At 61.9% G+C, this 21,972-nt stretch carries 23 protein-coding genes; 5 read left to right on the top strand and 18 right to left on the bottom strand.

Features of this window, described 5'->3' with window-relative positions; all coding sequences use genetic code 11:
* Window positions 1-8: 8 nt before the first annotated feature.
* Window positions 9-773 carry a CDP-alcohol phosphatidyltransferase family protein gene (locus I6E60_RS01655; protein ID WP_197178545.1) on the bottom strand — a complete coding sequence of 255 codons (765 nt, stop codon included), beginning with the start codon at window positions 771-773 and terminating at the stop codon, window positions 9-11.
* 84 nt (window positions 774-857) lie between these two features.
* Between I6E60_RS01655 and I6E60_RS01650 the strand changes: the two genes are divergently transcribed.
* Window positions 858-1,970, top strand: a complete 1,113-nt coding sequence (locus I6E60_RS01650) for a glycosyltransferase family 1 protein (protein ID WP_197178543.1) — start codon at window positions 858-860, stop codon at window positions 1,968-1,970.
* Between the two features lie 425 nt (window positions 1,971-2,395).
* On the opposite strand, the gene I6E60_RS01645 is transcribed toward I6E60_RS01650, so the two are convergent.
* The 14 genes from I6E60_RS01645 to I6E60_RS01580 form a co-directional block, all read right to left on the bottom strand.
* Window positions 2,396-3,859 carry a sugar transferase gene (locus I6E60_RS01645; protein ID WP_307841767.1) on the bottom strand — a complete coding sequence of 488 codons (1,464 nt, stop codon included), beginning with the start codon at window positions 3,857-3,859 and terminating at the stop codon, window positions 2,396-2,398.
* A 537-nt stretch (window positions 3,860-4,396) separates the two neighbouring features.
* A complete protein-coding gene (locus I6E60_RS01640) occupies window positions 4,397-5,713 on the bottom strand; it encodes an L-fuconate dehydratase (RefSeq protein WP_197178539.1) in 1,317 nt (438 codons plus the stop codon).
* A 97-nt stretch (window positions 5,714-5,810) separates the two neighbouring features.
* Window positions 5,811-6,134, bottom strand: coding sequence for an L-rhamnose mutarotase (locus I6E60_RS01635; protein ID WP_197122439.1), 324 nt, complete (start codon window positions 6,132-6,134; stop codon window positions 5,811-5,813).
* Window positions 6,135-6,136: 2 nt separating this feature from the next.
* Window positions 6,137-7,066 carry a carbohydrate ABC transporter permease gene (locus tag I6E60_RS01630; protein WP_197178537.1) on the bottom strand — a complete coding sequence of 310 codons (930 nt, stop codon included), beginning with the start codon at window positions 7,064-7,066 and terminating at the stop codon, window positions 6,137-6,139.
* On the bottom strand, window positions 7,063-8,043 hold the full coding sequence (locus tag I6E60_RS01625; protein WP_197122435.1) for a carbohydrate ABC transporter permease: 981 nt from the start codon (window positions 8,041-8,043) through the stop codon (window positions 7,063-7,065). The genes I6E60_RS01630 and I6E60_RS01625 overlap by 4 nt, the downstream gene beginning before the upstream one ends.
* Window positions 8,044-8,135: 92 nt before the next feature.
* Window positions 8,136-9,461 carry an ABC transporter substrate-binding protein gene (locus tag I6E60_RS01620; protein ID WP_197178535.1) on the bottom strand — a complete coding sequence of 442 codons (1,326 nt, stop codon included), beginning with the start codon at window positions 9,459-9,461 and terminating at the stop codon, window positions 8,136-8,138.
* Window positions 9,462-9,626: 165 nt separating this feature from the next.
* On the bottom strand, window positions 9,627-10,493 hold the full coding sequence (locus I6E60_RS01615; protein WP_197178532.1) for an amidohydrolase: 867 nt from the start codon (window positions 10,491-10,493) through the stop codon (window positions 9,627-9,629).
* 27 nt (window positions 10,494-10,520) lie between these two features.
* Entirely contained in the window at window positions 10,521-11,213 is a 693-nt protein-coding gene (locus tag I6E60_RS01610; protein ID WP_197178530.1) for an RraA family protein, read from the bottom strand.
* Window positions 11,200-12,369 (bottom strand): mandelate racemase/muconate lactonizing enzyme family protein, encoded by a 1,170-nt coding sequence (locus I6E60_RS01605; RefSeq protein ID WP_197178528.1) that lies wholly within the window; start codon window positions 12,367-12,369, stop codon window positions 11,200-11,202. The genes I6E60_RS01610 and I6E60_RS01605 overlap by 14 nt, the downstream gene beginning before the upstream one ends.
* A 112-nt stretch (window positions 12,370-12,481) precedes the next feature.
* Window positions 12,482-13,453, bottom strand: coding sequence for an aldo/keto reductase (locus I6E60_RS01600; RefSeq protein ID WP_197178526.1), 972 nt, complete (start codon window positions 13,451-13,453; stop codon window positions 12,482-12,484).
* Window positions 13,454-13,474: 21 nt separating this feature from the next.
* Window positions 13,475-14,488, bottom strand: a complete 1,014-nt coding sequence (locus I6E60_RS01595) for a LacI family DNA-binding transcriptional regulator (RefSeq protein ID WP_197178525.1) — start codon at window positions 14,486-14,488, stop codon at window positions 13,475-13,477.
* A gap of 22 nt (window positions 14,489-14,510) precedes the next feature.
* Entirely contained in the window at window positions 14,511-14,981 is a 471-nt protein-coding gene (locus I6E60_RS01590; RefSeq protein WP_197122553.1) for a MaoC/PaaZ C-terminal domain-containing protein, read from the bottom strand.
* Window positions 14,966-16,099: an extracellular solute-binding protein gene (locus I6E60_RS01585; protein ID WP_197178524.1), complete on the bottom strand. Its 1,134-nt coding sequence runs from the start codon at window positions 16,097-16,099 to the stop codon at window positions 14,966-14,968. Before I6E60_RS01585 ends, I6E60_RS01590 begins: the two co-directional genes overlap by 16 nt.
* Window positions 16,096-17,355 carry a CaiB/BaiF CoA-transferase family protein gene (locus I6E60_RS01580; protein ID WP_197178523.1) on the bottom strand — a complete coding sequence of 420 codons (1,260 nt, stop codon included), beginning with the start codon at window positions 17,353-17,355 and terminating at the stop codon, window positions 16,096-16,098. The genes I6E60_RS01585 and I6E60_RS01580 overlap by 4 nt, the downstream gene beginning before the upstream one ends.
* A gap of 159 nt (window positions 17,356-17,514) precedes the next feature.
* On the opposite strand from I6E60_RS01580, the gene I6E60_RS01575 reads away from it, so the two are divergent.
* Both I6E60_RS01575 and I6E60_RS01570 read left to right on the top strand, forming a co-directional pair.
* Window positions 17,515-18,537, top strand: coding sequence for a zinc-binding dehydrogenase (locus I6E60_RS01575; RefSeq protein ID WP_197178522.1), 1,023 nt, complete (start codon window positions 17,515-17,517; stop codon window positions 18,535-18,537).
* Between the two features lie 32 nt (window positions 18,538-18,569).
* A complete protein-coding gene (locus I6E60_RS01570; RefSeq protein WP_197179985.1) occupies window positions 18,570-19,319 on the top strand; it encodes an SDR family oxidoreductase in 750 nt (249 codons plus the stop codon).
* A 141-nt stretch (window positions 19,320-19,460) separates the two neighbouring features.
* Here the strand turns inward: I6E60_RS01570 and I6E60_RS01565 are convergent, their stop codons facing one another.
* Window positions 19,461-19,727 (bottom strand): type II toxin-antitoxin system RelE/ParE family toxin, encoded by a 267-nt coding sequence (locus tag I6E60_RS01565; protein WP_197178521.1) that lies wholly within the window; start codon window positions 19,725-19,727, stop codon window positions 19,461-19,463.
* Window positions 19,724-19,942, bottom strand: coding sequence for a TraY domain-containing protein (locus tag I6E60_RS01560; protein ID WP_010204458.1), 219 nt, complete (start codon window positions 19,940-19,942; stop codon window positions 19,724-19,726). Before I6E60_RS01560 ends, I6E60_RS01565 begins: the two co-directional genes overlap by 4 nt.
* 142 nt (window positions 19,943-20,084) lie before the next feature.
* Between I6E60_RS01560 and I6E60_RS01555 the strand changes: the two genes are divergently transcribed.
* Entirely contained in the window at window positions 20,085-20,360 is a 276-nt protein-coding gene (locus I6E60_RS01555; RefSeq protein ID WP_010204459.1) for a hypothetical protein, read from the top strand.
* A 90-nt stretch (window positions 20,361-20,450) separates the two neighbouring features.
* Here the strand turns inward: I6E60_RS01555 and I6E60_RS01550 are convergent, their stop codons facing one another.
* Window positions 20,451-20,933 (bottom strand): MarR family winged helix-turn-helix transcriptional regulator, encoded by a 483-nt coding sequence (locus I6E60_RS01550; RefSeq protein WP_197178519.1) that lies wholly within the window; start codon window positions 20,931-20,933, stop codon window positions 20,451-20,453.
* A gap of 137 nt (window positions 20,934-21,070) precedes the next feature.
* Here I6E60_RS01550 and I6E60_RS01545 point away from each other — a divergent pair, with 137 nt between their 5' ends.
* A complete protein-coding gene (locus tag I6E60_RS01545; RefSeq protein ID WP_231601233.1) occupies window positions 21,071-21,856 on the top strand; it encodes an SDR family NAD(P)-dependent oxidoreductase in 786 nt (261 codons plus the stop codon).
* The last annotated feature ends 116 nt before the right edge of the window (window positions 21,857-21,972 follow it).

Below are 21,972 nucleotides of genomic sequence, written 5' to 3'. Positions count from 1 at the left end.
CGGCTGTGCTAACTCGCGTCGATCGCGCGCAACTGCCGAAACCAGCGCCCAAGCACAGCGAGGAGAATGAGCGCGTTGGCGAGAAACAGCAGGCCATAGAACACCACGAAGCCGTCCATCCAGCCAAAGAGAACAAAGCTGAGGCACAGCACGGCGTAGTCGGTGGGAATCGCGACAATCGTCTGCAGCCAGCCGCCACCACCACTGGGCTTGGCATAGGCGCGCCCGCGCTCGGCGGAGGCAATGCGGCGCAACTGATCGGTGAGAATCATCGCGAAGAAGAACACCGACGACACCACGATGAAGCCGAGCGGAATCAGCAAGATGGTGTCGGGCCATCCAGTGTCGAAACGGTACAGCGAGATCAGGATGACACCATGGAAAATCACGATCTTGAACGCGTCGACCACGTGGTCGAGCCACTCTCCCGCTTTCGTACCGCCGCCGCGCAACCGCGCCAGTTGGCCGTCAGCAGAGTCGAGGGCGTACCCGAGCAATAGCAGGAAGGCCACGAGGATGCCAAGCCACCAGCTCGGCTGCACGGTTGCCACGAGCACAAGCGCGATCGCCGTCATGAGGGCGCTGAGACCCGTGACCTGGTTGGGCGTGCGGCCGGCGAGATAGGCCGCGGCGGCGAGGAGGCGTCCAAGGCGGCGGTTGATCCACCGAGAATACGGCGGAGCACCCCGCCCAGGCTTCTGAGCAGACGCGAGCGAGCGGACAATCGCGCCGAATGTTTCCGGCACTTCTGGGCGTTCCCCTGTGGCGGTCATGTTTCACCATAGCCCTAGGCTCGGGGCTGGGTCGAGAGCTGTCCCCCGGCGGGCAGCGAAACCGCCGGGGCTAGCATGGGGGTCATGCGCGTTCTCTTTGACGGGTTCTGGTGGGTTCGAGGTCCGGCCTCGAACCGCCAAGTGCTGCGCGAGTTCGTGTGCGCCTGGCTGCGCGAATTCCCCGATGACGAAGTCACGGTGGCGGTGCCCCGAGCATCCATCGATACTGCGCGTTCAGAGCTGCCCGCGAGCGCGGACTTGGTCGGCACCCGCCTCCGACCTCAAGGCGTCAGTGCGATCGCCGAGCTGCCCTTCATCGCGAAACGGCTGCACGCGGATGTCACCATCACCCACAATTTCACACCAGCGTTCGGGCGCTCAGCAGTCTTCATCCACGACTACATGTTTCTCACGTCGCCCGAGTGGTTCACGCTCAAGGAACGTGCGTACTTTGCGCTAATGCCCTTGAGTTCTCGGCGGGCGACGTGGCTCTTCACATCGTCGGCAACGGAGGCCGCGCGCATCAGCCGGCTGAGCCAGGGTCGCGCCGTCACGCCGATTGGGCTGGCCGTGGGGCGCGGGCTCACGGAGTCCGCTCCACGAAAGCCGCCGGGGCTCGACGATCGAGCAGGCGATTTTCTGCTCTGCGTTGGCCGGCTCAATGCCCGCAAGAATTTGGCGAACACCATCGAGGCAGCCCTGGCGTCGGGCCGCGCCACCGAGCGCACTCCGCTCGTGATCGTGGGGGAACCCCAAGGTCGCAGTGCAGAGTTGCCCGCTGCAGCCGCCGCTGCCGTGGAGAGTGGCGCCATCCGATTTCTCGGCTTCATCGACGACGACGAATTGGCATGGCTCTACGCCCACACGGCACTACTGCTCTTTCTCACTCGTGACGAAGGCTTCGGGCTTCCCGTCATCGAGGCACTCTCGTTCGGCGCACCGGTTGTCGTAAGCGACATCGTTGTCTTTCACGAGCTAGCCGGGGCGCAGGCGACCTTCGCCGACCCTGATGATGTGGCGGCTATCGCTGCGGCAATCCGTTCGGCGCCCGCGCGCGAGCATCCGTCCACGAACGGCGTGACGCTAGCCTCAGATGCCCCTTTACAGTCAGCAGAAAGCACGCGTTATTCTTGGGCTGCCAGCGTTCGCGCCCTCCGCGCGCGCATTGTCGACGACCCACACCGGGCCTCACGCTAATCGCTCCATTTCGAACGGAGCTACTCCTCTCAATAGGGGCACCCGCACACGGCCTTCCCGACGAGGTTTCATTCCTCTTAATGGGGCAGCCTTTCTGAGCCATGATCGGGCGCCCGCCGCTGACTGCGCAGTCCGCTTCGCGTGAGCTGGTGGACTTGCCGTGTGGTGGTAATGAGTGAGTGTCGGAGGGCGCCGAGGCCTCCCGAGCGTGCCATCGGTTCCGTACACGACAGCTCCTCTCATGTCGGCCTGCACGGGTACACGAAAATCCCACTTCTCGTGGCGCATATCAGCGACGGGTTTTGCCCTCACCGATCTCCCGATGACAACAGTGAGGGCGTCTGGGGAGAGACATGCTGGTTGGGGTGAATGGTGGTGCGCGCCACAGCGTTCAGCGGCTCTGACTTCAGTGAGCGCGCACACGATTAGTAGGCTCCGACCGGGTTGACGAGCACTTTGAAGGTTCGCCACATGATGACAAGGTCACCGACGACCGACCAGTTTTCGACGTAGTAAAGGTCGAGGCGCATGCTGTCTTCCCAGTTCAGGTCGGAGCGGCCGTTGATCTGCCACATGCCGGTCAGCCCTGGCTTGATGTAGAGGCGACGATTGACCTTCCCTTTGTAAGCGCGCACTTCGCTAGGCAGGGGCGGTCGGGGACCTACGAGGCTCATGTCACCCTTGAGGACGTTCCAGATCTGCGGCAGTTCGTCGAAAGAGTATTTGCGGATGAAGCGTCCGACTCTGGTCACTCGGGGGTCGTTCTTCAGCTTGAAGAGCACACCGGAGCCTTCGTTTTCCGTTTGCAGTTCAGCCAACTTGTCGTCGGCATCCGAGACCATAGAACGGAACTTGAACATGCGGAACGTTTCGAGGTCTCGGCCCACGCGCACTTGGCTGTAGAACGCACCGCCGGGGCTTTCGGCACGGATGATGAGCGCCAGGAGCAAGAACAGCGGCGCCAGCACCAGAAGGGCAATGCTGGAGACCACAATGTCGAGCCCCCGCTTCACGACATGCTTGCCGCCCTCGAACTGCGGAATCTCAACGTGAATGAGCGGCAGCCCCTCCACTGGCCGAAAGTGGATGCGGGGTCCAGCCACATTGGCAAGGCATGACGCCAAAATCAGCTCAGCAGCGGTGCCCTCTAGCCTCCAGGCGAGGTTGCGGATGAAGTCATTGCCAAAGCCGTGATCGCCGGCGACGATGACCGCATCAGCCCCGAGATCCGCTGCGGCCTCCACCACCTCTTCGGGCGTAAAGCTATAGGGGTGCGGAGTACCTGCGGTTGTGGGGGCGTTGACTTCGGGGTCGGTGAGCACGCCGACGAGCTTAAAGGCGGTGCTTAGGTTTCCCTTGATCCGGGACACCACGTAGTCGATCTCCGAACGAGTGCCGACAACGACAACGCGGGAGAGCGCATGCCCGTAACGGCGTTGCGTCGTAAGCCACCGACGCCACGACCACCTACTGACGAGAAGGCCAACGACGCCCAACGCCATCGTGACCACGGTTGCTTTTCCGGGAAAGCCAACCTCGACGATGAGCACTGTGACAGAGAGCAGCCCAAAGGCAGTCATGCACGCGGTGATGACACGCTTGTATTCGTTGGGCCCGGAACCAATGATGCGCCAGTCCCGGGTATGGAAGGCTTCGAGCACCAGAATCCACACGAGCGCGATAGCGCCCAAACCCAGCCACACAATTAGCGGCAACTCTGACATGACGCCGGGGGTGCTATCGACGGCCGCCCGCATGAAGACCGCTGCGACCATCGTGACGACGATAATGGCGGCATCCGAAATGAGCAGTCGTGTTTGGTAGGCGCGGGCCCAGACCACCCCGGAGTCGGGGTGGGGAGTGCTGGGAGCGTGGGGCTCAAATTCCACACCATCGACTAATCGAAGGTGTGCTCGTTCTCTATCGTTGGGCTCTGATCCAGGAAGTTTTCGGAGCTGGCTCATCGGTCAACTTCCGCACTGGCACGACTGAACATGCGGGCGTTGCACAGGCGTGTGGTGCAGCTGCTGGGCGGAGGACAGGGGAGATTCGGTTATGGCTTGCATCGGGATCACGACATTTCGGGTGTCGACATTGGGGACGCTAATAGGAGCGCTGCGGGGGCGCGCTCGGAGGTGGCGCACTGATCGGCACGCACTGCGGGGCGGGTTGGTTAAACTGCTCTGGTACCACTGACCCCCCCTAAAGGGGGTAGTGGAGAACATACTCCCCTCACACCGTGAACCGTACCCCCATTTTGGGGGCCACGCGGCGTGGCGGGTTGACGAAAGCCCGGGTTGATTGCCCTAAACCCCACGGTATTACTGGGATGCGAGGCTCAATAAGCGAGCATTAATCGCCATGATGCGGCGAGTGCAACTCACCCAACTGGTCTACCGCGAAGCGCCCCAAAGACTCCGAGAACCCTACGACACGACAGACGCAGCGACACCCGCCCAGTAGCTACCCGCGGGGAACGAGAACTCGGCAAGCGACGACTCGTGCATTTGAGCCGAGTAGCCCGGTGCCATCGGCACCCGGTAGGCGCCGTTTTCGACGATGCAGGGGTCAACGAAGTGCTCGTGCAGGTGGTCGACGAACTCGGTCACCCGGTTCTCGAGCGTGCCCGACACAGCAACGTAGTCAAAGATCGAGAGGTGCTGCACGAGCTCGCAGAGGCCAACGCCACCCGCGTGCGGGCAGACCGGAACACCAAATTTCTTAGCCATCAGGTACACGGCAATGATCTCGTTCGGGCCGGCGAGGCGGGCAGAGTCGAGCTGGCAGAAATCGATCGCTTCAGCCTGGAACATCTGCTTGAAGAGCACCCGGTTCATGCCGTGCTCTCCCGTGGCGACACCGATCGGGGCGACAGCCTTGCGGATCGTGGCGTGGCCGAGCACGTCATCCGGGCTCGTCGGCTCTTCGATCCACAGCGGCTTGAACTCGGCGAGCGCCTTCACCCAGTCGATCGCCTCGTCGACATCCCACACCTGATTGGCGTCGATCATGAGCTTGGCGTCATCGCCGATCACTTCGCGGGCGATGCGGCAGCGGCGGATGTCCTCGTCGAGGTTCGCTCCGACCTTCAGTTTGATGTGGCGGTAGCCAGCATCCACGGCCTCCTGGCAGAGACGACGAAGCTTCTCATCCGAGTAACCCAACCAGCCGGCACTCGTCGTGTAGCAGGGGTAGCCCGACTCGGTGAGCTCGGCGATGCGCTGTTCCTTGGTGGGAGCGAGTTCGCTCAGCATCGCGATCGCTTCCTCCTTAGTGAGGGCGTCGGTGAGGTACTGGAAGTCGGCAGTGTCGACAAGTTGCTCGGGGGTCATGTCCGCGAGCAACCGCCACAGCGGCTTGTTCGCCCGACGGGCAGCGAGATCCCAGACGGCGTTCATCACGGCAGCCATCGCCAAGTGCTCGACACCCTTTTCTGGCCCGAGCCAGCGCAGTTGCGAGTCAGACTTCAGCTCACGGTAGATACCGCCAAGGTCGCCAACGATCTCGTCAACATCCCGGCCCACGAGCGGTGCAGCGCGCTGCTCGGCAGCGAGCGCACAGATGTCGTTTCCTCGACCAATGGTGAAGGTGAAGCCGTAGCCCGCGACGCCCTTTTCGTCAGTGCGGAGTACAACATAGGCGGCCGAGTAGTCGCCATCCTTGTTCATGGCGTCTGAGCCGTCGGCGGTGAGCGACGTCGGAAAACGCACGTCATAGACGTCAACGCTGGTGATAGTAGTCATGCTGAAGAGTTCTCCTTGCTCAGAACCGGTAAAAGGTATGTGCGCTGGTGAGGCGCGTCTGGGTGCGCTGCGATGCGCGGGCTGCGTAGTTAGCTAGTTAGTCAAGGTGGAAGACCTCGGGCAGCTCTTTCCACCACTCGCCCTCGGCCCGGTCATCCAGCGGCCGCTGCAGTGGTTCTTGCAGTGCCCACCAGCGTTGCGTTTCCGGGTCGGCCGCGATGGCCGCCTGATCAGCTTCGTAGTCATCACCCGTGTACTCGAAGTACGAGAACAGCAGGTCGCCGTGGCGATAGATCGAATAGTTGTGGATGTTGCTGGCCGACAGCCGCTCGAGAATCGTTGGCCACACCGCGGCGTGGTATCGCTCGTACTCTTCGCGGTTCTCGGGCGGGAGGCCGATGACCTGGGCTACTCGTTTCATTGTTATCCCTTCACCGCACCAACGGTTTGTCCACGAATAAGGAAGCGCTGCGCTGTGAGGAACACAATCAGCAGCGGGATCATCGAGAGGAACGTCGCAAGCGCGAGCTGCGGCATGTAGAGCTTCACATCGAGGCCGGCTGCCACTGTGGCGTTGAACAGCGGGCTGGCACCGATGAGCTCTTGGATACCGATCGAGATCGTCTTGTTCTCTTGGCTCGAGGTAAGCAGCGCGAGCGGAAGGAAGAAGTTCGTCCAGTTCGCTACGAAAGAGAAGAACGCGACGAGGGCGACAACCTGCTTCGAGATGGGCAACGCCACGTAGAAGAAGGTTGCGATCTCGCTAAGGCCGTCGATACGAGCGGCTTCAACAAGTTCCTGCGGCATCGTCGTCATGAAGTGGATGTAGACGAGGTAGGTGCCGAAGGGGAAGAAGCCCATGATGACGGCGACGGGCCAGAGCTGACCCACAGCACCGATCGCGTTCACTTCGAGGAACAGCGGGATGACGAGAACGGTGTTGGGCATCACCATCGCGAGCAGTGTGGCGAAGAGCATGACCTTGCGGCCACGGAATCGCAACCGCGCTAGCGCGTAGCCAGCCGGAAGGGCCGCGACGAGGGCGAGCACTCCACCGATGACGGCGACGACGAGCGAGTTGCCGACCCAGCGAGTGAAGAGACCTCCGTCACCAGGACCGAAGCCGTTGATCTGGCTCCAGCTGAACACGACGTTGTCCCAGGACATTCCGCCGAGACCAAGGAACCCATCGGTGCCGGCCAGCACGCCTTCTTGACTGCGGAAGGCCATCGCGATGAAGCCGATGATGGGCAGGATGAACGCGGCGGCGATGACCACCATGACGGTGATACGGGCAATTCGTCCGAGGGTCCAGTGTTTGGCACCTACGACATTGGGAGCGCTGTTGCTCATCGCTTCTTCTCCTTCTCGTCGCCGAAGAGTCCGCTCTTCATCACGATGACGACTCCAATGCTCAAGGTAATGACAAGCAGGATGATGGACAGGGCGGCCGCGGCCGGAAAGTTTCGGTTAGTAAACGCGAAGGCGTAGCCCAACTGGGTTGGCGCCCATTCACCGGCTATCGCTCCCGACGAGATTTGCCGAAGCAGGTAGGGCTCAAGGAAGAGCTGGAAACCGTAGGCCAAGTTCATGAGGGCCGCGTAGCCGATCCACGGGCGGATGAGCGGCAGCTTAATGTGCCACGCGAGGTCCCAGGCGTTGGCGCCGTCGATCTTGGCGGCTTCGAAGATCTCGTCGGGGATGCCGTTGAGGCCACCGTTGACGACGATGATCCACGTTCCGACGCCCTGGAAGAAAAGCATCCCGGTGAGGATCATCGGCATATTGCTATCGGTGACGATCTCCTTGAGCGAGCCGAATCCGACCTCTTGCCACAGCGGGGCGAGGGGCGACTGCGTGGGGTGGAGCAGGTAAACCCAGAGAACGAAGTTAGCGATTCCGCTCAACGCCCCAGGGATGAAGTAGAAGAAACGCATCGTGGAGCCGAAGCGACCGGGGCTGGCGTGAACCAGCAGGGCCAAACCGACGATGCCGATCATCATGAGCGGCAACCACACGATCATGACGGAGAAGATGTTGATGAACGTTCCGGAGAACCGATAGTCGGTGATTACCGTAATGAACGAGTCAATACCGCCGAACCCGCTAGCCGGGTTGACGAGAGTTGGTGCTTTTTGCAGGGCAATCCAGAAGGCGTAGCCGATGGGGATTGCAGCAGCAACGAGGAACAGTGCAAGGTACGGAGCGAGCAAGATCCACGCGCCGCGTGACTCTGCATGACGGGTGCGGTGATGCCGGGGTGTGGTGGATACACGGGGGCCGGTAGCCGGTGGCTCCGTGCCTTTCGTGGTTAGCGTTGAGCTGCTCATGTAGTCCTCGCCTATGAGTTGTGAGTGGGAACAGAGTGTGGGGGCCTCAAGGATCTGAAACCCCCACACATGCTGTGCCTAGCTGGGTACTTCTATTCGGCTGTGACCGTGTAGCCGACCGAGTCAGCGCGGTTCACGAGTTCTGTACCGAAGGTGCTGAGTGCGTCGCTGATGGATCCGTCAGCAATCAGCGTGGGGCTGACCGTCTCGGTCCAGGCTGCACCGGTGTCGTAGAGCATGTACGAGTACGGTGCTACGGCGCCAGCGGCATCCTTGAACGCCTGCTGAACAGAGGCGACATCGGCGAAGTAGCCGTCAGCTTCGAGCTTCTCGAGCCAGGCATCCTGGATCGGGCCATAACCGGGAAGACCGGTCGAAAGCTCAACCTGCCAGGCCGGGTCAGTCGCAACGAACGTCGCGAAGGTCAGCGTGTTCTCGAGTTGCTTTCCGGTGATGTGCGAGGAAACGCCCCAGAGGCCGCCACCTTCGTTACCGGCGGTCGGGCTTGATTCGCCTTCCCAGGTCAACGGTGCGCTTGCGCTCATCTGACCAGCCGGGATCTTCCAGGTGTCGCGGAAGAGGTAGTTACCCCACCAGACAGCACCCGGGCTCATAACCATGTTGACACCAGCTGCTGCGGCGTCACCGTCGAAGATTCCCTGAGTGGTGAGTGCGCCACCGTCATACATCTGCGTGAGCAGTTCGTTAGCACGAACACAGTTCGGGTCATCGAGGTTGATGTGAACTTCCGACTCAGAGAGGCGGTCGTTCGTGGGGCAATCTGCAGCCTGCAGGTAGCGGTTCACAGCGTAGGCGTCGCCGAGGAATCCGCTGATCTTGTCAGGGTGCTCTGCAGCGATCTGTACTGCGAGGTCGCCGTAGCCTTCCCACGTGGTGGGCAGCGTGTAGCCGTTCTCGTCGAAGAAGGCCTTGTTGTACCAGAACACGTCGGGGGCAGCGTCGTTACGCAAGCAACGGATCTGACCATCGATGTCGCAGAACGAGAGCACTGCGGGGTCGTAACCATCGATGACATCGGGAAGCAGATCGGTGAGGTCGGCTGCGTAGTTGCTGGCTGCACCAGTTGCCCACGCGATGTCGTCGTTGGAGGGGAAGAAGATGGCGTCAGGCCATCCTGAGCCAGCGGAGTCGAAGTTCGCGAAAGCCTGCTTCACCGTCTGTCCACCGACGGTTCCGTCAATCTGAACAACGTCGATTTCGATCTCCGGGTGAGCTTCCTGGAAAGCTTCTGCGGCGGGAACACGGGGCGGGTCAACCCATACCGTGATTTTTCCACCCGAGTCAGTCTGCTCGGGGGCGGTGGCGCCTCCATCAGCTGAACAGCCGGATAGAACGAGTGCAGCGGCGGAAATAATGGCCACTCCTGCACTGGCGGAAAGGAACCTCTTCGTCTTCATTGACACTCCTTGGTGAGGGTTACTACTGCTTCGTAGTGGAGAGCTGCGAGCCGCTGGAACGGCTCGGTTTCTCCGGTGCTCAAACGTTATACCAACCTTGGAAGTTGTGCAAACGTTTGATCAAAGGTTTTTCAACTGTTATCTGTTGCTGCCCGCTTCGGCGCGCTAGCGGCCGAGACGAGCGGGATCGATGCCGTAGAACTCCGCAGCGGTACGGCCAAGCAACTGCTCGCGGTCAGCGGCATCCACACTGTCAAAGAGGGGCTGGAGCCCCTGCCAGACGCGGGTATAGCCGCCGGCGAGCACCGAAATCGGCCAGTCTCCGCCGTACATCAGGCGGGACGGGCCGAACACGTCGAGAGCTCGATCGAAGAACGGCCGCACATATTCGGTCGTCCACTGCTGCGGATCTCCCGCTGCCGAATAGAGGCCGCTGACCTTCGCGTACACATTCGGGTTCTGGGCGGCCTCAGCAATTGCTGACCGCCAGGGCTCACGATCGGCAAGCCCGATGGGCGGCTTGGCCAAATGGTCAATGACCATACGAAGTTCCGGATGCCGCCGCGACAACTCCGGGATGATCGCCAAGTGCTCAGGGAGCACCGCGACCACGTCGAAGGTGAGCCCGGCGCGTTCCAGCACCGTGAGCCCCTCATCGACGTTGGGTCGCAGCAACCACTCCGGATCTTCCTGATTGTGGATGAGAGTGCGCACCCCGACCATGCGGGTGTCGCCCTCCCACGACTCCACCGTGCGGGCCGCCTGCTCGGGCCGATCGATGGGCGCGTAGCCCACGATCGCCGCGACTTCATGGTTGGCGGCCGCGCACTCCGTCATCAAGCGCGTGTCATCGAAGTTGTCGGCCGATTGCACCTGAACGGTGTAATCGACGCCGGCAGCCCGCAACTCGGGCAGGAGCTGATCGAGCGTCATCACCTGATTGATGGGGGCGAGGGATTCATCGAGCCAGTCATAGTGAGCCCGATGGGGGTTCCAAATGTGCTGATGGGCGTCGATTACTGGAAAAGTCACGATAACTACCTCTCACTCGTGGCTAGTTTAGAGAATCCCGTGCCGTTCCCATACGGTGCGCAACGAATCTCCGGCGAGCAGTTCAGCCAGAACCGTCGATTCGTTGGCCGCCCGCGTACGAGCGCGCGTGAGAACTTCCTCTTCGTGCGCCCGCGGAATCACCACGGCACCATCGTCATCCGCCATCACGAGGTCGCCGGGAGCAATGAGTACCCCCGCCAACTCGACAACAACGTCCGAGGCGATTACGCGCATCCGGGCACGGAAGTCGATCGGGCGACGCGAGCGCGAGAACGACGGAAAGCCGAGTTCGGCAATCTTGTCGGTGTCGCGCAGGTTACCGTCGGTGATGACTCCGGAGGCCTTCGCACCCAGGGCCGCCGCGCTAAACAGTTCGCCCCAGAAGCCCGAGTCGTTGCTGTTGTCGGTGGCGATCACGATCATCTGACCAGCGCCGATGCCGTCGATGAAGTCGATCGACTCCTTATACGGATCGTCGAGATCTGACTCGAGTGCCGGAGCGAACCGCACGGTGCGGGCACGCCCGAAGGCACGCGAACCGGGCGTGATCGGAGCAAAACGCTGGTTGAGAACCTGGTTGCGCAGCCCGGATTCGTCACACGAGTCACTGAGAATCGCGGTCGTCAGGCGTTCGTCACCGGGCAGCGGCGTGAAGCCTGAATCGTTGGCGGCGGCGCTGACGGCGTTAGCGGATGACATGTCCACCTCCAGGGCTGAAGGGGAACTGCGCTTCGATTTCGGGAGTCAGCTGGATGCCGAGGCCGGGAGCCTTCGGAGCCACAATTCCGCCATCCTTGAAGTCGACCTCCTCCACCCGCATTGCTTCGCGCAACGGGTTGGGCAGGGTGCAGTATTCGAAGAGCTCCACGTAGGGGTTCGCAAGCACGGTGTGCAGGTTGGCGGCAAACGTGACGCCGCTGCCCCACACGTGAGGCACGGTCTTCACGCCGGTGGCGTGAGCGAGCTCGGCGACCTGAGCGAAGGCCTTCGGGCCACCCACGAAAGTGACGTCGGGCTGAGCAACATCGAGCGCGTTGGCGTCGAGCAGTTGCGCGAAGTCCCGCACGGTTCCGTTGGATTCGACACCGGAGATCGGCACGTCGACGGCGGCACGCACGGCGGCGTAGCCCGCCACGTCATCCGCCTGGCAGGGCTCTTCGTACCAGCGGGCTCCGAGTTCGGCAGCCTTCTTGCCGACGCGAATCGCTTCGTCGACGGGCCACGGGTCAGAGGCGCAGGCCTGCACGGCGTCGATGACGAACTGCACGCCCTCGGGCAGCAGCGCGGTCACGTGGTCGAGCAGCTTGATGGTGGTGTCTGGATCGGTCATGGCACGGAACTTCACGGTGCCAAAGCCGGCTTCGATCTGAGCCGCGGCCCAGTCGGAAACCTCGCCAAACGTGGTGCCGAGGCCGCCACTGGCGTACGACTCGATCCAGTCGCGCTTGAGGCCACCGAGCACCTCGTAGGCGGGAACGCCGAGGCGCTTGCCTACGGCATCCACGGCAGCGGTTTCGATTGCTCCGGCAACGCCGTTGAGCATGCCGCCCCGCGCCCAGAAGGCGGTGTACGCGCGCAGGTGGTCAGCAACTTCGAGCGGGTGAGCGAACTCGTGGTCGAGAACGTAGGGGCGGAAGGCATCGACGATTCCGGGCACGGCGGCGGCGGCCATGATGCCCGCTCCCGCTTCTCCGACTCCGGTGGTTCCGTCAGAGAGGGTTACTTCGACGAGCGCGGCATCCCACGACCAAATGGTGCCACCTACCCACGTCAGTTCTTCTCCGGGCTGGTACCGGTGCGAAAGCAACACTGCGCGCACGGCGGTAATGGTTAGGGCTGTGTCAGTGAGTCCCATGGAAAGGGCTCCTCATTTCTAATAGCGAGCGATAGTGGTCACGGTATCTGATCAATCGTTTGATCACAAGCACGTGAGACCGCATCCGTAAATGAGCGGTCGTCACGCGAAGTTAGAGCGCAGCAACCAACCCGGCAGCTTCGAGGTCAGCCCAGAGTCCCTCAGGCATCGCGGTTTCGTAGCGCTCAATGTTTGAACGCACCTGGTCGCCACCGCGAGCGCCGACCACCACCGAGACGACCGCCGGATGCCGCAGCACGTAAGCGATGGCCGCTTCCGGCAGCGTCACGCCGTGGGCTTCACACGCGTCAGCTACCCGATTGGCCCTCTCGAGAATTGCCGGCGGCACGGGTTCGTAGTCGAAGGTCGCATCGGGGCTGGGGCGGTTTCGACCCAAGAGCCCGGAGTTGTAGACCCCGGCGACAACGACGCCAACGTTGCGCTCGAGCGCGAGGGGCATCAGGTCGGCGAGCGCCGAATCATCGATGAGAGTGAAGCGGCCAGCGCACATCACGAGGTCGACGTCCGCACGGCGAATTAGCTCAGCTAACGGCGCCGCCGCGTTCATGCCCGCACCGACGGCTTTCACCACGCCCTGTTCGCGTAGCTCGATGAGAGCCGCGATGCCCTCCGTCGACGCTTGCTCAAAGTGGTCGTCGGGGTCGTGCATGTAGAGCACATCGATGTGGTCGAGTCCGGTGCGGGCGAGAGATTCTTCGACTGAGCGGAGGATGCCGTCGCGACTGAAATCCCACTGTCGTTTGGTGACGGCGGGCACGGCGAAACCCTGGTCATCCATCCGGTCTTCTCCACCGGGGTTGGGCACGAGAAGCTTGCCGACCTTGCTGGAGATGACGTATTCGTCGCGCGGGTGGGTGCGCAGCTGTTCGCCCAGGCGACGCTCGGAGAACCCCAGCCCGTAGTGCGGGGCGGTGTCAAAGTAGCGAACGCCAGCATCCCAGGCCGCAGCTACGCCCTCTTCGACTTCGGCGTCGGTGGTTTCGCGATAGAGGTTGCCGAGCTGGGCGGCACCGAGGCCGATTTCGGTCAGTTCAAGTCCACGCTGAGTTGATCTGGTCTTCACTAGTGGTTTCTCCAGGGAGTGTTAGCGCGCGGGTGGCGCAGTTGATTCGCGCACGATCAGCTCCGGTGCTGGATCGGCGATAACGCGGTCTTCGGCGGTGCCGGAGTTGATGTTGTCCCACAGGCTCGCCATCGCGGCGCGGCCCAGTTCATAGAGGGGCAAGCGAACACACGTGAGTGGCGGCCACGCAATTTCAGCGGTCCAGGTGTCGTGCATCGCGACGATCGACATGTCTTCAGGAACGCGGATGCCCAGCCGTCGTGCTTCGGAAAGCACACCGTGCGCGGCGTTGATGTTCGCCACCACCACCGCGGTGGGAGGTGTCGAGAGCTCGGCCATGGCATCCAAAGCTTGAGCACCCTGCTTGGGGTAGTAACCAAAGTCGGTGACGAGTTCGGGCTCAACAGTGAGCTTCGCGGTCGCCATCGCTTCCATGAACCCGGCGAGACGACGCTGGCCCGACTCTGATGTCGGCACACCGCCGGCGTAGCCGATACGGGCGTGACCAAGTTCGATGAGGTGCTCGGTCGCCAGGCGCATCCCGGCCTCATCTTCAACGCGAACGGAACCGCCCTTGCCGGGGTTGATCGTGTTGATGGAGATCACGGGCAGGCCGCTGTCGGTCACGGTGCGCAGGTCGTCGCCACTCAAGTGGTCGCCGAACTGCACGAGAACACCATCGACTCGGCCCTCGCCCATGAGGCGCGGGATGGACTCTTCGCCCTCGGGCAACCGTTCGGTGCTCGCGATCAGCACCATGTAATCCTTGGTTCTGGCTTCCTCTTCGACACCGCGCATGAGCTCGGCGAAGATGGCGTTCGTGACGCCGGGCACGACAAGGCCGACCGCGTGCGTGCGCGATGACTTGAGCGCCCGCGCCGTGAAGTTGGGGCGGTAGTTGAGTTCTTTGGCGGCATCGTGAATGCGCTGCCGGGTTGCCACGCTTACCCGCACGCCGGGCTTTTCGCTCAGCACTCGGGAAACCGCCGACACCGAAACTCCGGCGCGGGTCGCAACATCACTCAAGGTAGCCATGGTTGCCAGTGTATTCGGGCAACTACTCGCTGGTACGTCGATTGACCAAATAAAGATGAGTAAGAACCATCACAGTGTCACCATGTTGGTTGGTTACCGTCACCAGCTCGTGCAGGTAGCCCGCCTCCTCCGGTCGCTTCGCGTGCAACGACATCTCGTTGATCTCCGCCGTCACTCGAATGGTGTCGCCGATAAAAACGGGGCGGATGAAGCGGATGCGGTCATACCCATAACTCATCGCCTGCGGGTTGATGTCGCCCGCCGTCATTCCCACCGCGACGGAGAGGATGAGGGTGCCGTGGGCGATCCGCTGACCGGCGGGCTGCGTTGCCATCCATTCGGCATCCATGTGGTGCGGAAAGAAGTCGCCGGTCTGGCCAGCGTGCAGCACGATGTCGGCTTCGGTGATGGTGCGGCCGACGGTTTCGCGGCGCTCGCCTACCTCATGGTCGTCATACCAGCGGTCTTTCGTGAGCATCAGCGCACCAGCCATTCTGCGACGCCCTCATCGAGGCGTTCGCGTAGTTCAGCGATTGTGATTTCGCCCAGGAGGGCTGAGGTCACGAGCGGGGAGACCGCATTCTGTAGTTCGATGTAGGTCGCGAAGCGAGGGCGCATATAGGCACCTTCGAGCGTCGCGCGTGTTCCCGTGAAGAAGTCGAGGCTGTCGGCGTTGGTGCGCGCGCTTTCCCACGCCACCGCATTGCCGGGCTGGCCGCCACCGTCGTAATACGAGCTCTCTTGCACGTCACCCGAGGCGAGCCAGAAGGCGTGCGCAATCGCGGCATCCATGACCTTGCTTCGTGAAGAGACCGCGATTCCGGCCCCACCGAGCAGCGAACCGGCAAGGCCGCGCGTCGAGCTCGGGATGTCGATGTACTGAACGCGATTCGACCGGTAGCCGGCACGCGAATAGTTTGTGTAGCCGAAGAGCAGCGGCGAGTACGCGAAGGTGTCGCTCTCGGCGAGCACATCAGCAACTTGGATCGGGTTGAAGCCGGCGTTGTCGGCGGGCACCAAGCGGGCCAGACGCGTGAGCAGTTCCATCGAGCGGGTCAGCACGTCTTCGGAGAGGAAGACACCGGGCGTCGCCATCGGGTCTTCGCCGAGTCCTGCCGCAATCGTGATGAGGCTCGAGTACGAGTCGACGGGCTTGAACGGCCACAGTACCCGGCCTTCTTCGGCGAGCGCGATCACCTCAGGCCAGGTGCGCGGCGGTGCCTCGAGAAGGTCAGGGCGGTACGCGGCAACCTGCGCGGCAGCATCGAGCGCGAGGCCCCACTGCTGGCCGAGGTGTTGGTACGACTCGTGCGAACGGCCCACCGACTGCGTTGCCAGCGTGGCCAACTCGGCGTCAAAGCCGCGCCCGTTCAGCGGCGTGAAGAGTTTGTCTTCTGCCGCAACCGGAATGTGCGGATGATCGATCACGAGCAGGTCGTATTGCTCAACCAGACTCTCCAGATCTTGGTCGGCAAAAGCCTGCAGTGAGCGGTACTCCCACTGCACCTCAATATCGGGAGCAACCGAGCGATACGCTTCGGCGGCCTTCACGACGCTGCCGCAGCCGCGCTCGTGTTCCCAGGTCATTCCGCGGATGACGGTCGGGCTCATGCGGAGGCCTCCTGCGTTGCGGTTGCGGCGGGAGCGGCACCGGCAGCGCTGGCGGCACCGGCGGCAGCAGCAGCGCGCGACGGGAACTCGGCCCGCACGCTGTCGTTGTCTTCTCCGAGAGTCGGGGCCGCTTTAGTGCTCGTGAGAATCTGGCCGTCAACGCGGATGGGACTGCGGGTGGTCAACAGGTCGTTGCCTCCGCGGCTGACGGGCTGCGTCATCCGAATCGCTTCGAAACCGCCCGAGGCCAGCAGTTCGTCGAGCGTGAGTACGGGAGCGCACCACACGTCGCCGGCATCGAGAATGTCGAGCCACTGCTGGGTGGTGCCGGTCGCGAAGTGCGCGGCGAGAACTTCTTCGACATACTCTTGGCGATCCCAGGCGAGCTGCGGGTCGAGCATGGCGCTGAGTTCTGCAATGCCAAGCAGGTCGCCCAGTTTCGGCAGCGGATTCATGGCCATCGCGATGTAACCATCAGTGGTGGGATACGTGCCGTACGGCGCCGCGAGAAAAGCGTGAGCCGAGTGTTCGCCGTGGCGCTGCACCGTGATGCTGTCGTCGTTGAGCTTGGTGCTCAGCAGCTCGAACTGCAGGTCGAGCATCGCTTCGAGCAGGCTGGTTTGCACGAGGCCGCCCTTGCCGGTGCGGAACTTGCGCACGAGAAGCGCGGTCACTCCCTGGGCGATGTGGCAGCTCATCAGGTGGTCGGCGATCGAGAGCCCGACCGGCACGGGGCCGTCGGTCTTCGAGCCGTTGAGCCACGGGATGCCCGACATCGACTGAGCGAGCAGGTCTTGCCCCGGGCGATCCTTCCACGGGCCCTCTTCGCCATAGCCGGTCGCGCTGGCGTAGACGATGCCGGGGTTGATGGCGCGCACGGATTCAAAGTCGAGCCCGATGCGCTCCATTACGCCGGGGCGGAAATTCTGGATGATCACGTCGGCACGCTCGACGAGCTCTTTCACGTAGGCGAGGTCGTCGGCGACCTTGAGGTCAGCGGTGATCGACTCCTTGTTGCGGTTCATCGCGTGGAACGAAACAGTGTCGCCGTCGAACTCGCGACCGGCGAAAGCGAGGGTGCGACCGATGTCTCCCGTGCCGGGGCGTTCGATCTTGATGACGCGGGCTCCGAGGTCGGCGAGACGCATCGCTGCGACTGGTCCGGCCAAGAATTGGCTGAAGTCCAGAACAAGGATTCCCTCGAGGGGGCGGTCCAGTGGCGCAGACTCCGTTGGTGCGCCGTGGTGGTCAGTCATTGCTGTTCAGCCTTCTGTAGATACTCGTGAACAATCGTTTGATCATGCTAGTATGACGCAGAAATAGGCGCAAGGGAAACAGTGCTTCAGACGGGCCGCATTCCGGCATCCGGCTTCCACTCGACCCGCGCGCACCACTAATCGCAAAGGAGCGCACCAGTGCTGAGCGTGAGTTATGTAGGCGAGCAACGCCTTGAGGTCAAAGAGTACGAACCGAAGCCTCCGGCCGCCGGCGAAGTTCAAATTGCGGTCGCCTACAACGGACTGTGCGGCACTGATATGCACATCCTGCACGGCAATATGGATGCCCGCGTGCAAATGCCTTTGACCTTTGGTCACGAGATGAGCGGCACCATTTCCGCTCTCGGTAACGGCGTTGACGGCTGGAACGTCGGCGACCACGTCACGGTCATGCCGCTCTCGTGGGACAACACCTGCCCCGCCTGCCTCGCCGGCAACCAGCACATCTGCCAGAACCTCGACTTCATCGGCATCGACTCCCCCGGCGCCCTTCAGGGCAAGTGGAATGTTCCCGCCGAAACGCTCGTTGCGTTGCCGCCCGAGCTGCGCCTCGATCACGCTGCGCTCGTCGAACCCACCGCTGTTGCCGTGCACGATGTTCGCCGTTCGGGATTGAAGCCCGGCGACAAGGCCGTGATTATCGGCGGCGGCCCCATCGGTGTTCTCATCGCCTCCGTCGCACGCGAGTTTGGCGCTGAGGTTGCCGTCATCGAAATCGATGCTGCCCGCCGTGCTCAGATCGACGCCCTCGGCTTCACAACCCTCAGCCCTCTCGAAGTTGATCAGGTCGCCTGGGTCAACGAGTGGACCGCGGATGCCGGTGCCGACGTGGTCTTCGAAGTTTCGGGTGCTGCGGCGGCCGTGCTCGGCGCCACCGACCTCGCGAAGGTGCGCGGAACTCTCGTGGTTGTCGCCATCCACCCCACGCCTCGCGAGATCAACCTGCAGCGCGTCTTCTGGCGCGAACTCACGATTATGGGAGCGCGCGTCTACCAGCGCACCGACTTCGAAAAGGCCATTGAACTGCTTGATGGTGGCGTCATCCCGGCCGATCTGTTGATCACGCGCATTGTGCCGCTGTCGCAAACCAGCGAAGCTTTCGCTGACCTTGCCGCCGGCAAAGCGATGAAGATTCTCGTGGATGTCGCGGGCCAAAAGTGAGCACGACAGAGAAAGGCAACCCCGTGAACGGCATGTTTGACCTCACCGGAACCACCGCGGTCGTCACCGGCGCCCGTCGCGGAATCGGCTTCGCCATGGCCGAGGCACTCGCCGCCGCCGGCGCGAACATCATCGGCGTCAGCGCCACGATCGAAGCTTCGGGCAGCGACATCGAAAAGGCAGTCACCTCGTACGGCCGCACTTTCGAGGGCATCGCGTGCGACTTTGCCGACCCGGATGCCGTAGCGGCGCTGGGCGAAACCCTATCGACCCGCAACGTCGACATCCTCGTCAACAATGCCGGAACCATCGAGCGCGCCCCCGCCGTCGACCACCCCACCGAGCTGTGGGATCGGGTCATTCAGGTGAATCTGTCGAGCCAGTTCACGCTCACGCAGGCCATCGCCCGCTCGATGATTGAGCGCGGTCGCGGCAAGATCATCTTCACGGCATCGCTGCTCAGCTTCCAGGGCGGCATCAACGTTCCCGGCTACACCGCAGCAAAGTCGGGCATCGCCGGCCTCACCAAGGCACTCTCGAATGAGTGGGCGGGCAAGGGCATCACCGTCAACGCGATCGCCCCCGGCTACATCGCCACCGACAACACCCAGGCGCTGCAAGACGACCCCGACCGCTCGAAGGCAATCCTCGACCGCATCCCCGCTGGTCGTTGGGGCGTCGGCAGCGACCTCGCGGGTGCCACCGTGTTCCTCGCCTCGCGCTCCTCCGACTACGTCTCGGGCGCCATCCTCAACGTAGATGGCGGCTGGCTCGGCCGCTAGTTCTTCCCCAGCAGACTGTTGGCATCCATCCTCGTCGGTGGGTGCCAACAGTTGTTTCTGGAGATGCCGAGAACGTGCCGTGATGCACCCCTCGCGCGACCGAACTGTTTGTCTTGGCGTCTTCGAAGAGTGCTTCTGTGTTCAGAGCTTGTTATAGACCTCACGACGGTGTGCAACCTCAACGATGAGGATGAGAATCTGATCGTCGTCGATAGCTGTGAGGATGCGGTAGTCACCGACTCGATAACGCCAGAACTCCTCGTTCACGAGCTTTTTGCCGAGCAACCGCGGGTTGTCGAGGCGAGCAAGTTTTTGTTCAAGAAAGCCACGGATGCGCTTCGCTGCCGTGGGGTCGAGTTTTGTAACTTGCTTCGCTGCCTTCGGGGTGAATCTGATCGCGTAGCTCACGCAGGCCAGACCACGTCAGCAAGGTCGATCGCATCGTCATTGGACTGAGTGAATTCCTCGAGTGCATCTTTTGCCAGGAGGTAGTCTTCGTTCTCGTCCAGATATTGCGTCAATGCCTCGGTCGCATAAAAAGTTTTCGACCGGCCAGTGCGCGCAGACAAGTTCTGCAGGCGATGCTCCGTCTCATCGTCAACGCGAAGATTGATTTGCGGCATGGAATCCTCCTCTGGATGCTATACAAATATAGCATTATCTAGTGCAATGAGTACCGCTTCAGCAGGTCACCGGCCGTTAATCGCAACGGCGTTCGCGTGGCTGCCGGGTCGAGCTCGCGCTTATCGAGCCTAGAATCGCGTAATGGATTCATTCGAAGTCGAGATTCGGGGTGAGTTGTTCCGAATCAGCGAGCGAATTCAACCGGGCGGAGCAATGAGTTACGACTTAAATTGGCTCAACGGTCCAGCCGGAGGAACGTACGGTTTCACTGTGGCTCGATCTTCTGCTCAGATCACCGCAAGCGAACTGGTCGCTGAAGCGCGTGGGTTTATTGAAGCTTTCTACGGACCCGGCGGCATCGGAGAGACAGACTTCCCGACCCACACACCGGCCAATGCGGAGCAGAACGACGGATAAGACTGCGACATCGATGTCCGGCTGCTCTGTCGACTCAACATCAGAAAGAGCAGACCTCCAGCCAACAAGCACCTGAGCGGGGGCGGCTCATCATGGCTGCCAGCCACCCTCGGCGCGGATAGCTGAGGTGATTCGTAGGCTGATGTTGTGCAGCTGCCGGGTTTGCGTCGGCGTTAGGGCGTCGAAAACAAGGCGGCTCACGAGTTCAACGTGGCCGGGGGTTGCCTGTTCGACCTTTTCTCTACCGCGATCAGTCAGGCTTGCAAGCGTGTATCTGCCATCGCTGGGGTCGGGAACACGGCATACCCAGTTTTTGGTCTCTAGCCGCGCAACCGCCCGCGAAAGGCGCGACAGCGAGCTGTTCGAATAGGTAGCGAGCGTGCTCATCCGGAGGGTGCAGTCAGCGGCATCCGAAAGTGCGAACATAATGCCGTATTCGAAGTGCGTGAGATCGGAGTCGCGCTGCATCTGGGAATCGAGGGCTGCTGGCAGCCACTCGAGAAGCGTCGCCAACGCCGCCCAGGTCTCGAGCTTTTCATCGTCGAAAGCTGGCGCAGGGCTGAGATCTGTCATGGCTGAAGATTACCTGAAATCGAGGGAAGTCACCGCAATTTGACTTTACCAAGAAAGTCAATCAGGATCAGTTTTACTTGCTTGGGAAAGTGAAACGGGCTCGTCGTTACTCATCGAGAGCAGGAGAAATTGTGGATATGCAACTCAGGGGCAAGAAGGCGTTCATCAGCGGATCGACTCAAGGAATCGGCTACGCGATTGCCCAGGCGATGCTCGCCGAGGGCGTTGACGTGACGATTAATGGGCGGAGCGAAGCCAAGCTTCACGAAGCAGTTGCCCAACTCCAAGCATCCGAACCGGGCGGAACCGTCTCCGGGATCGTCGCGGACCTCAGTGATGCCCCTGAGACCGAACACCTGCTCGAGCAGCTAGGCGACATCGACATTCTGGTGAACAATGTTGGGCTCTTTGAGCTGTCACCCTTCAAAGACATTCCCGATTCAGAGTGGCAACACTATTTCGAGGTGAACGTCATGAGTGGTGTGCGGCTCTCGCGGCATGTACTAGGCGGCATGATCGCAAAAAACTCGGGTCGGATCATATTTATCGGCAGCGAGTCGGGAGTGAACATCCCCGCGGACATGGTCCACTACGGTCTCACTAAAGCGGCAAACCTCGCCCTGAGCAACGGGCTCTCGAAGCTCACACGCGGCACAAACGTGACGGTAAACACGATCCTCGGAGGACCAACCTATTCCGACGGCGTGGCAAACGCCGTCAACGAGATCGCTGCCGCACAGGCGATCTCTGCAGACGACATGAAAGCCGCAATCATCGGCGGCAACACAACTTCTCTTCTCCAGCGATTCATCGACCCGACTGAGATCGCGAACCTTGCTCTTTACCTAGCCAGCCCCCGGTCTTCGGCAACAAACGGGGCGGCAGTTCGCGCAGATGGTGGAGTTCTCACCACACTGATCTAACAGGGCCTAGTAAAGCTGGGCCCCTTGTCGTCGGTCGAGGATTATCCGGCACCAGGCGAGTGGCAGTGTGATTTCGCACGCAGCCCCGAGCTTCACGCTATTCGGGTGACCGCGTC

It is taken from the genome of Salinibacterium sp. SWN167, assembly GCF_015864665.1.
Lineage (GTDB): Bacteria > Actinomycetota > Actinomycetes > Actinomycetales > Microbacteriaceae > Rhodoglobus.
This window is presented reverse-complemented; position numbering and strand designations above follow the sequence as displayed.

Coding starts and splice junctions, on each gene's coding strand:
- I6E60_RS01640 (WP_197178539.1), bottom strand. CDS start 5,713: ATGACTACTATCACCAGCGTTGACGTCTATGACGTGCGTTTTCCGACG.
- I6E60_RS01655 (WP_197178545.1), bottom strand. CDS start 773: ATGACCGCCACAGGGGAACGCCCAGAAGTGCCGGAAACATTCGGCGCG.
- I6E60_RS01550 (WP_197178519.1), bottom strand. CDS start 20,933: ATGACAGATCTCAGCCCTGCGCCAGCTTTCGACGATGAAAAGCTCGAG.
- I6E60_RS01630 (WP_197178537.1), bottom strand. CDS start 7,066: ATGAGCAACAGCGCTCCCAATGTCGTAGGTGCCAAACACTGGACCCTC.
- I6E60_RS01580 (WP_197178523.1), bottom strand. CDS start 17,355: ATGACTGACCACCACGGCGCACCAACGGAGTCTGCGCCACTGGACCGC.
- I6E60_RS01610 (WP_197178530.1), bottom strand. CDS start 11,213: ATGTCATCCGCTAACGCCGTCAGCGCCGCCGCCAACGATTCAGGCTTC.
- I6E60_RS01585 (WP_197178524.1), bottom strand. CDS start 16,099: ATGAGCCCGACCGTCATCCGCGGAATGACCTGGGAACACGAGCGCGGC.
- I6E60_RS01555 (WP_010204459.1), top strand. CDS start 20,085: ATGGATTCATTCGAAGTCGAGATTCGGGGTGAGTTGTTCCGAATCAGC.
- I6E60_RS01620 (WP_197178535.1), bottom strand. CDS start 9,461: ATGAAGACGAAGAGGTTCCTTTCCGCCAGTGCAGGAGTGGCCATTATT.
- I6E60_RS01605 (WP_197178528.1), bottom strand. CDS start 12,369: ATGGGACTCACTGACACAGCCCTAACCATTACCGCCGTGCGCGCAGTG.
- I6E60_RS01635 (WP_197122439.1), bottom strand. CDS start 6,134: ATGAAACGAGTAGCCCAGGTCATCGGCCTCCCGCCCGAGAACCGCGAA.
- I6E60_RS01650 (WP_197178543.1), top strand. CDS start 858: ATGCGCGTTCTCTTTGACGGGTTCTGGTGGGTTCGAGGTCCGGCCTCG.
- I6E60_RS01560 (WP_010204458.1), bottom strand. CDS start 19,942: ATGCCGCAAATCAATCTTCGCGTTGACGATGAGACGGAGCATCGCCTG.
- I6E60_RS01625 (WP_197122435.1), bottom strand. CDS start 8,043: ATGAGCAGCTCAACGCTAACCACGAAAGGCACGGAGCCACCGGCTACC.
- I6E60_RS01595 (WP_197178525.1), bottom strand. CDS start 14,488: ATGGCTACCTTGAGTGATGTTGCGACCCGCGCCGGAGTTTCGGTGTCG.
- I6E60_RS01545 (WP_231601233.1), top strand. CDS start 21,071: ATGCAACTCAGGGGCAAGAAGGCGTTCATCAGCGGATCGACTCAAGGA.
- I6E60_RS01590 (WP_197122553.1), bottom strand. CDS start 14,981: ATGGCTGGTGCGCTGATGCTCACGAAAGACCGCTGGTATGACGACCAT.
- I6E60_RS01570 (WP_197179985.1), top strand. CDS start 18,570: ATGTTTGACCTCACCGGAACCACCGCGGTCGTCACCGGCGCCCGTCGC.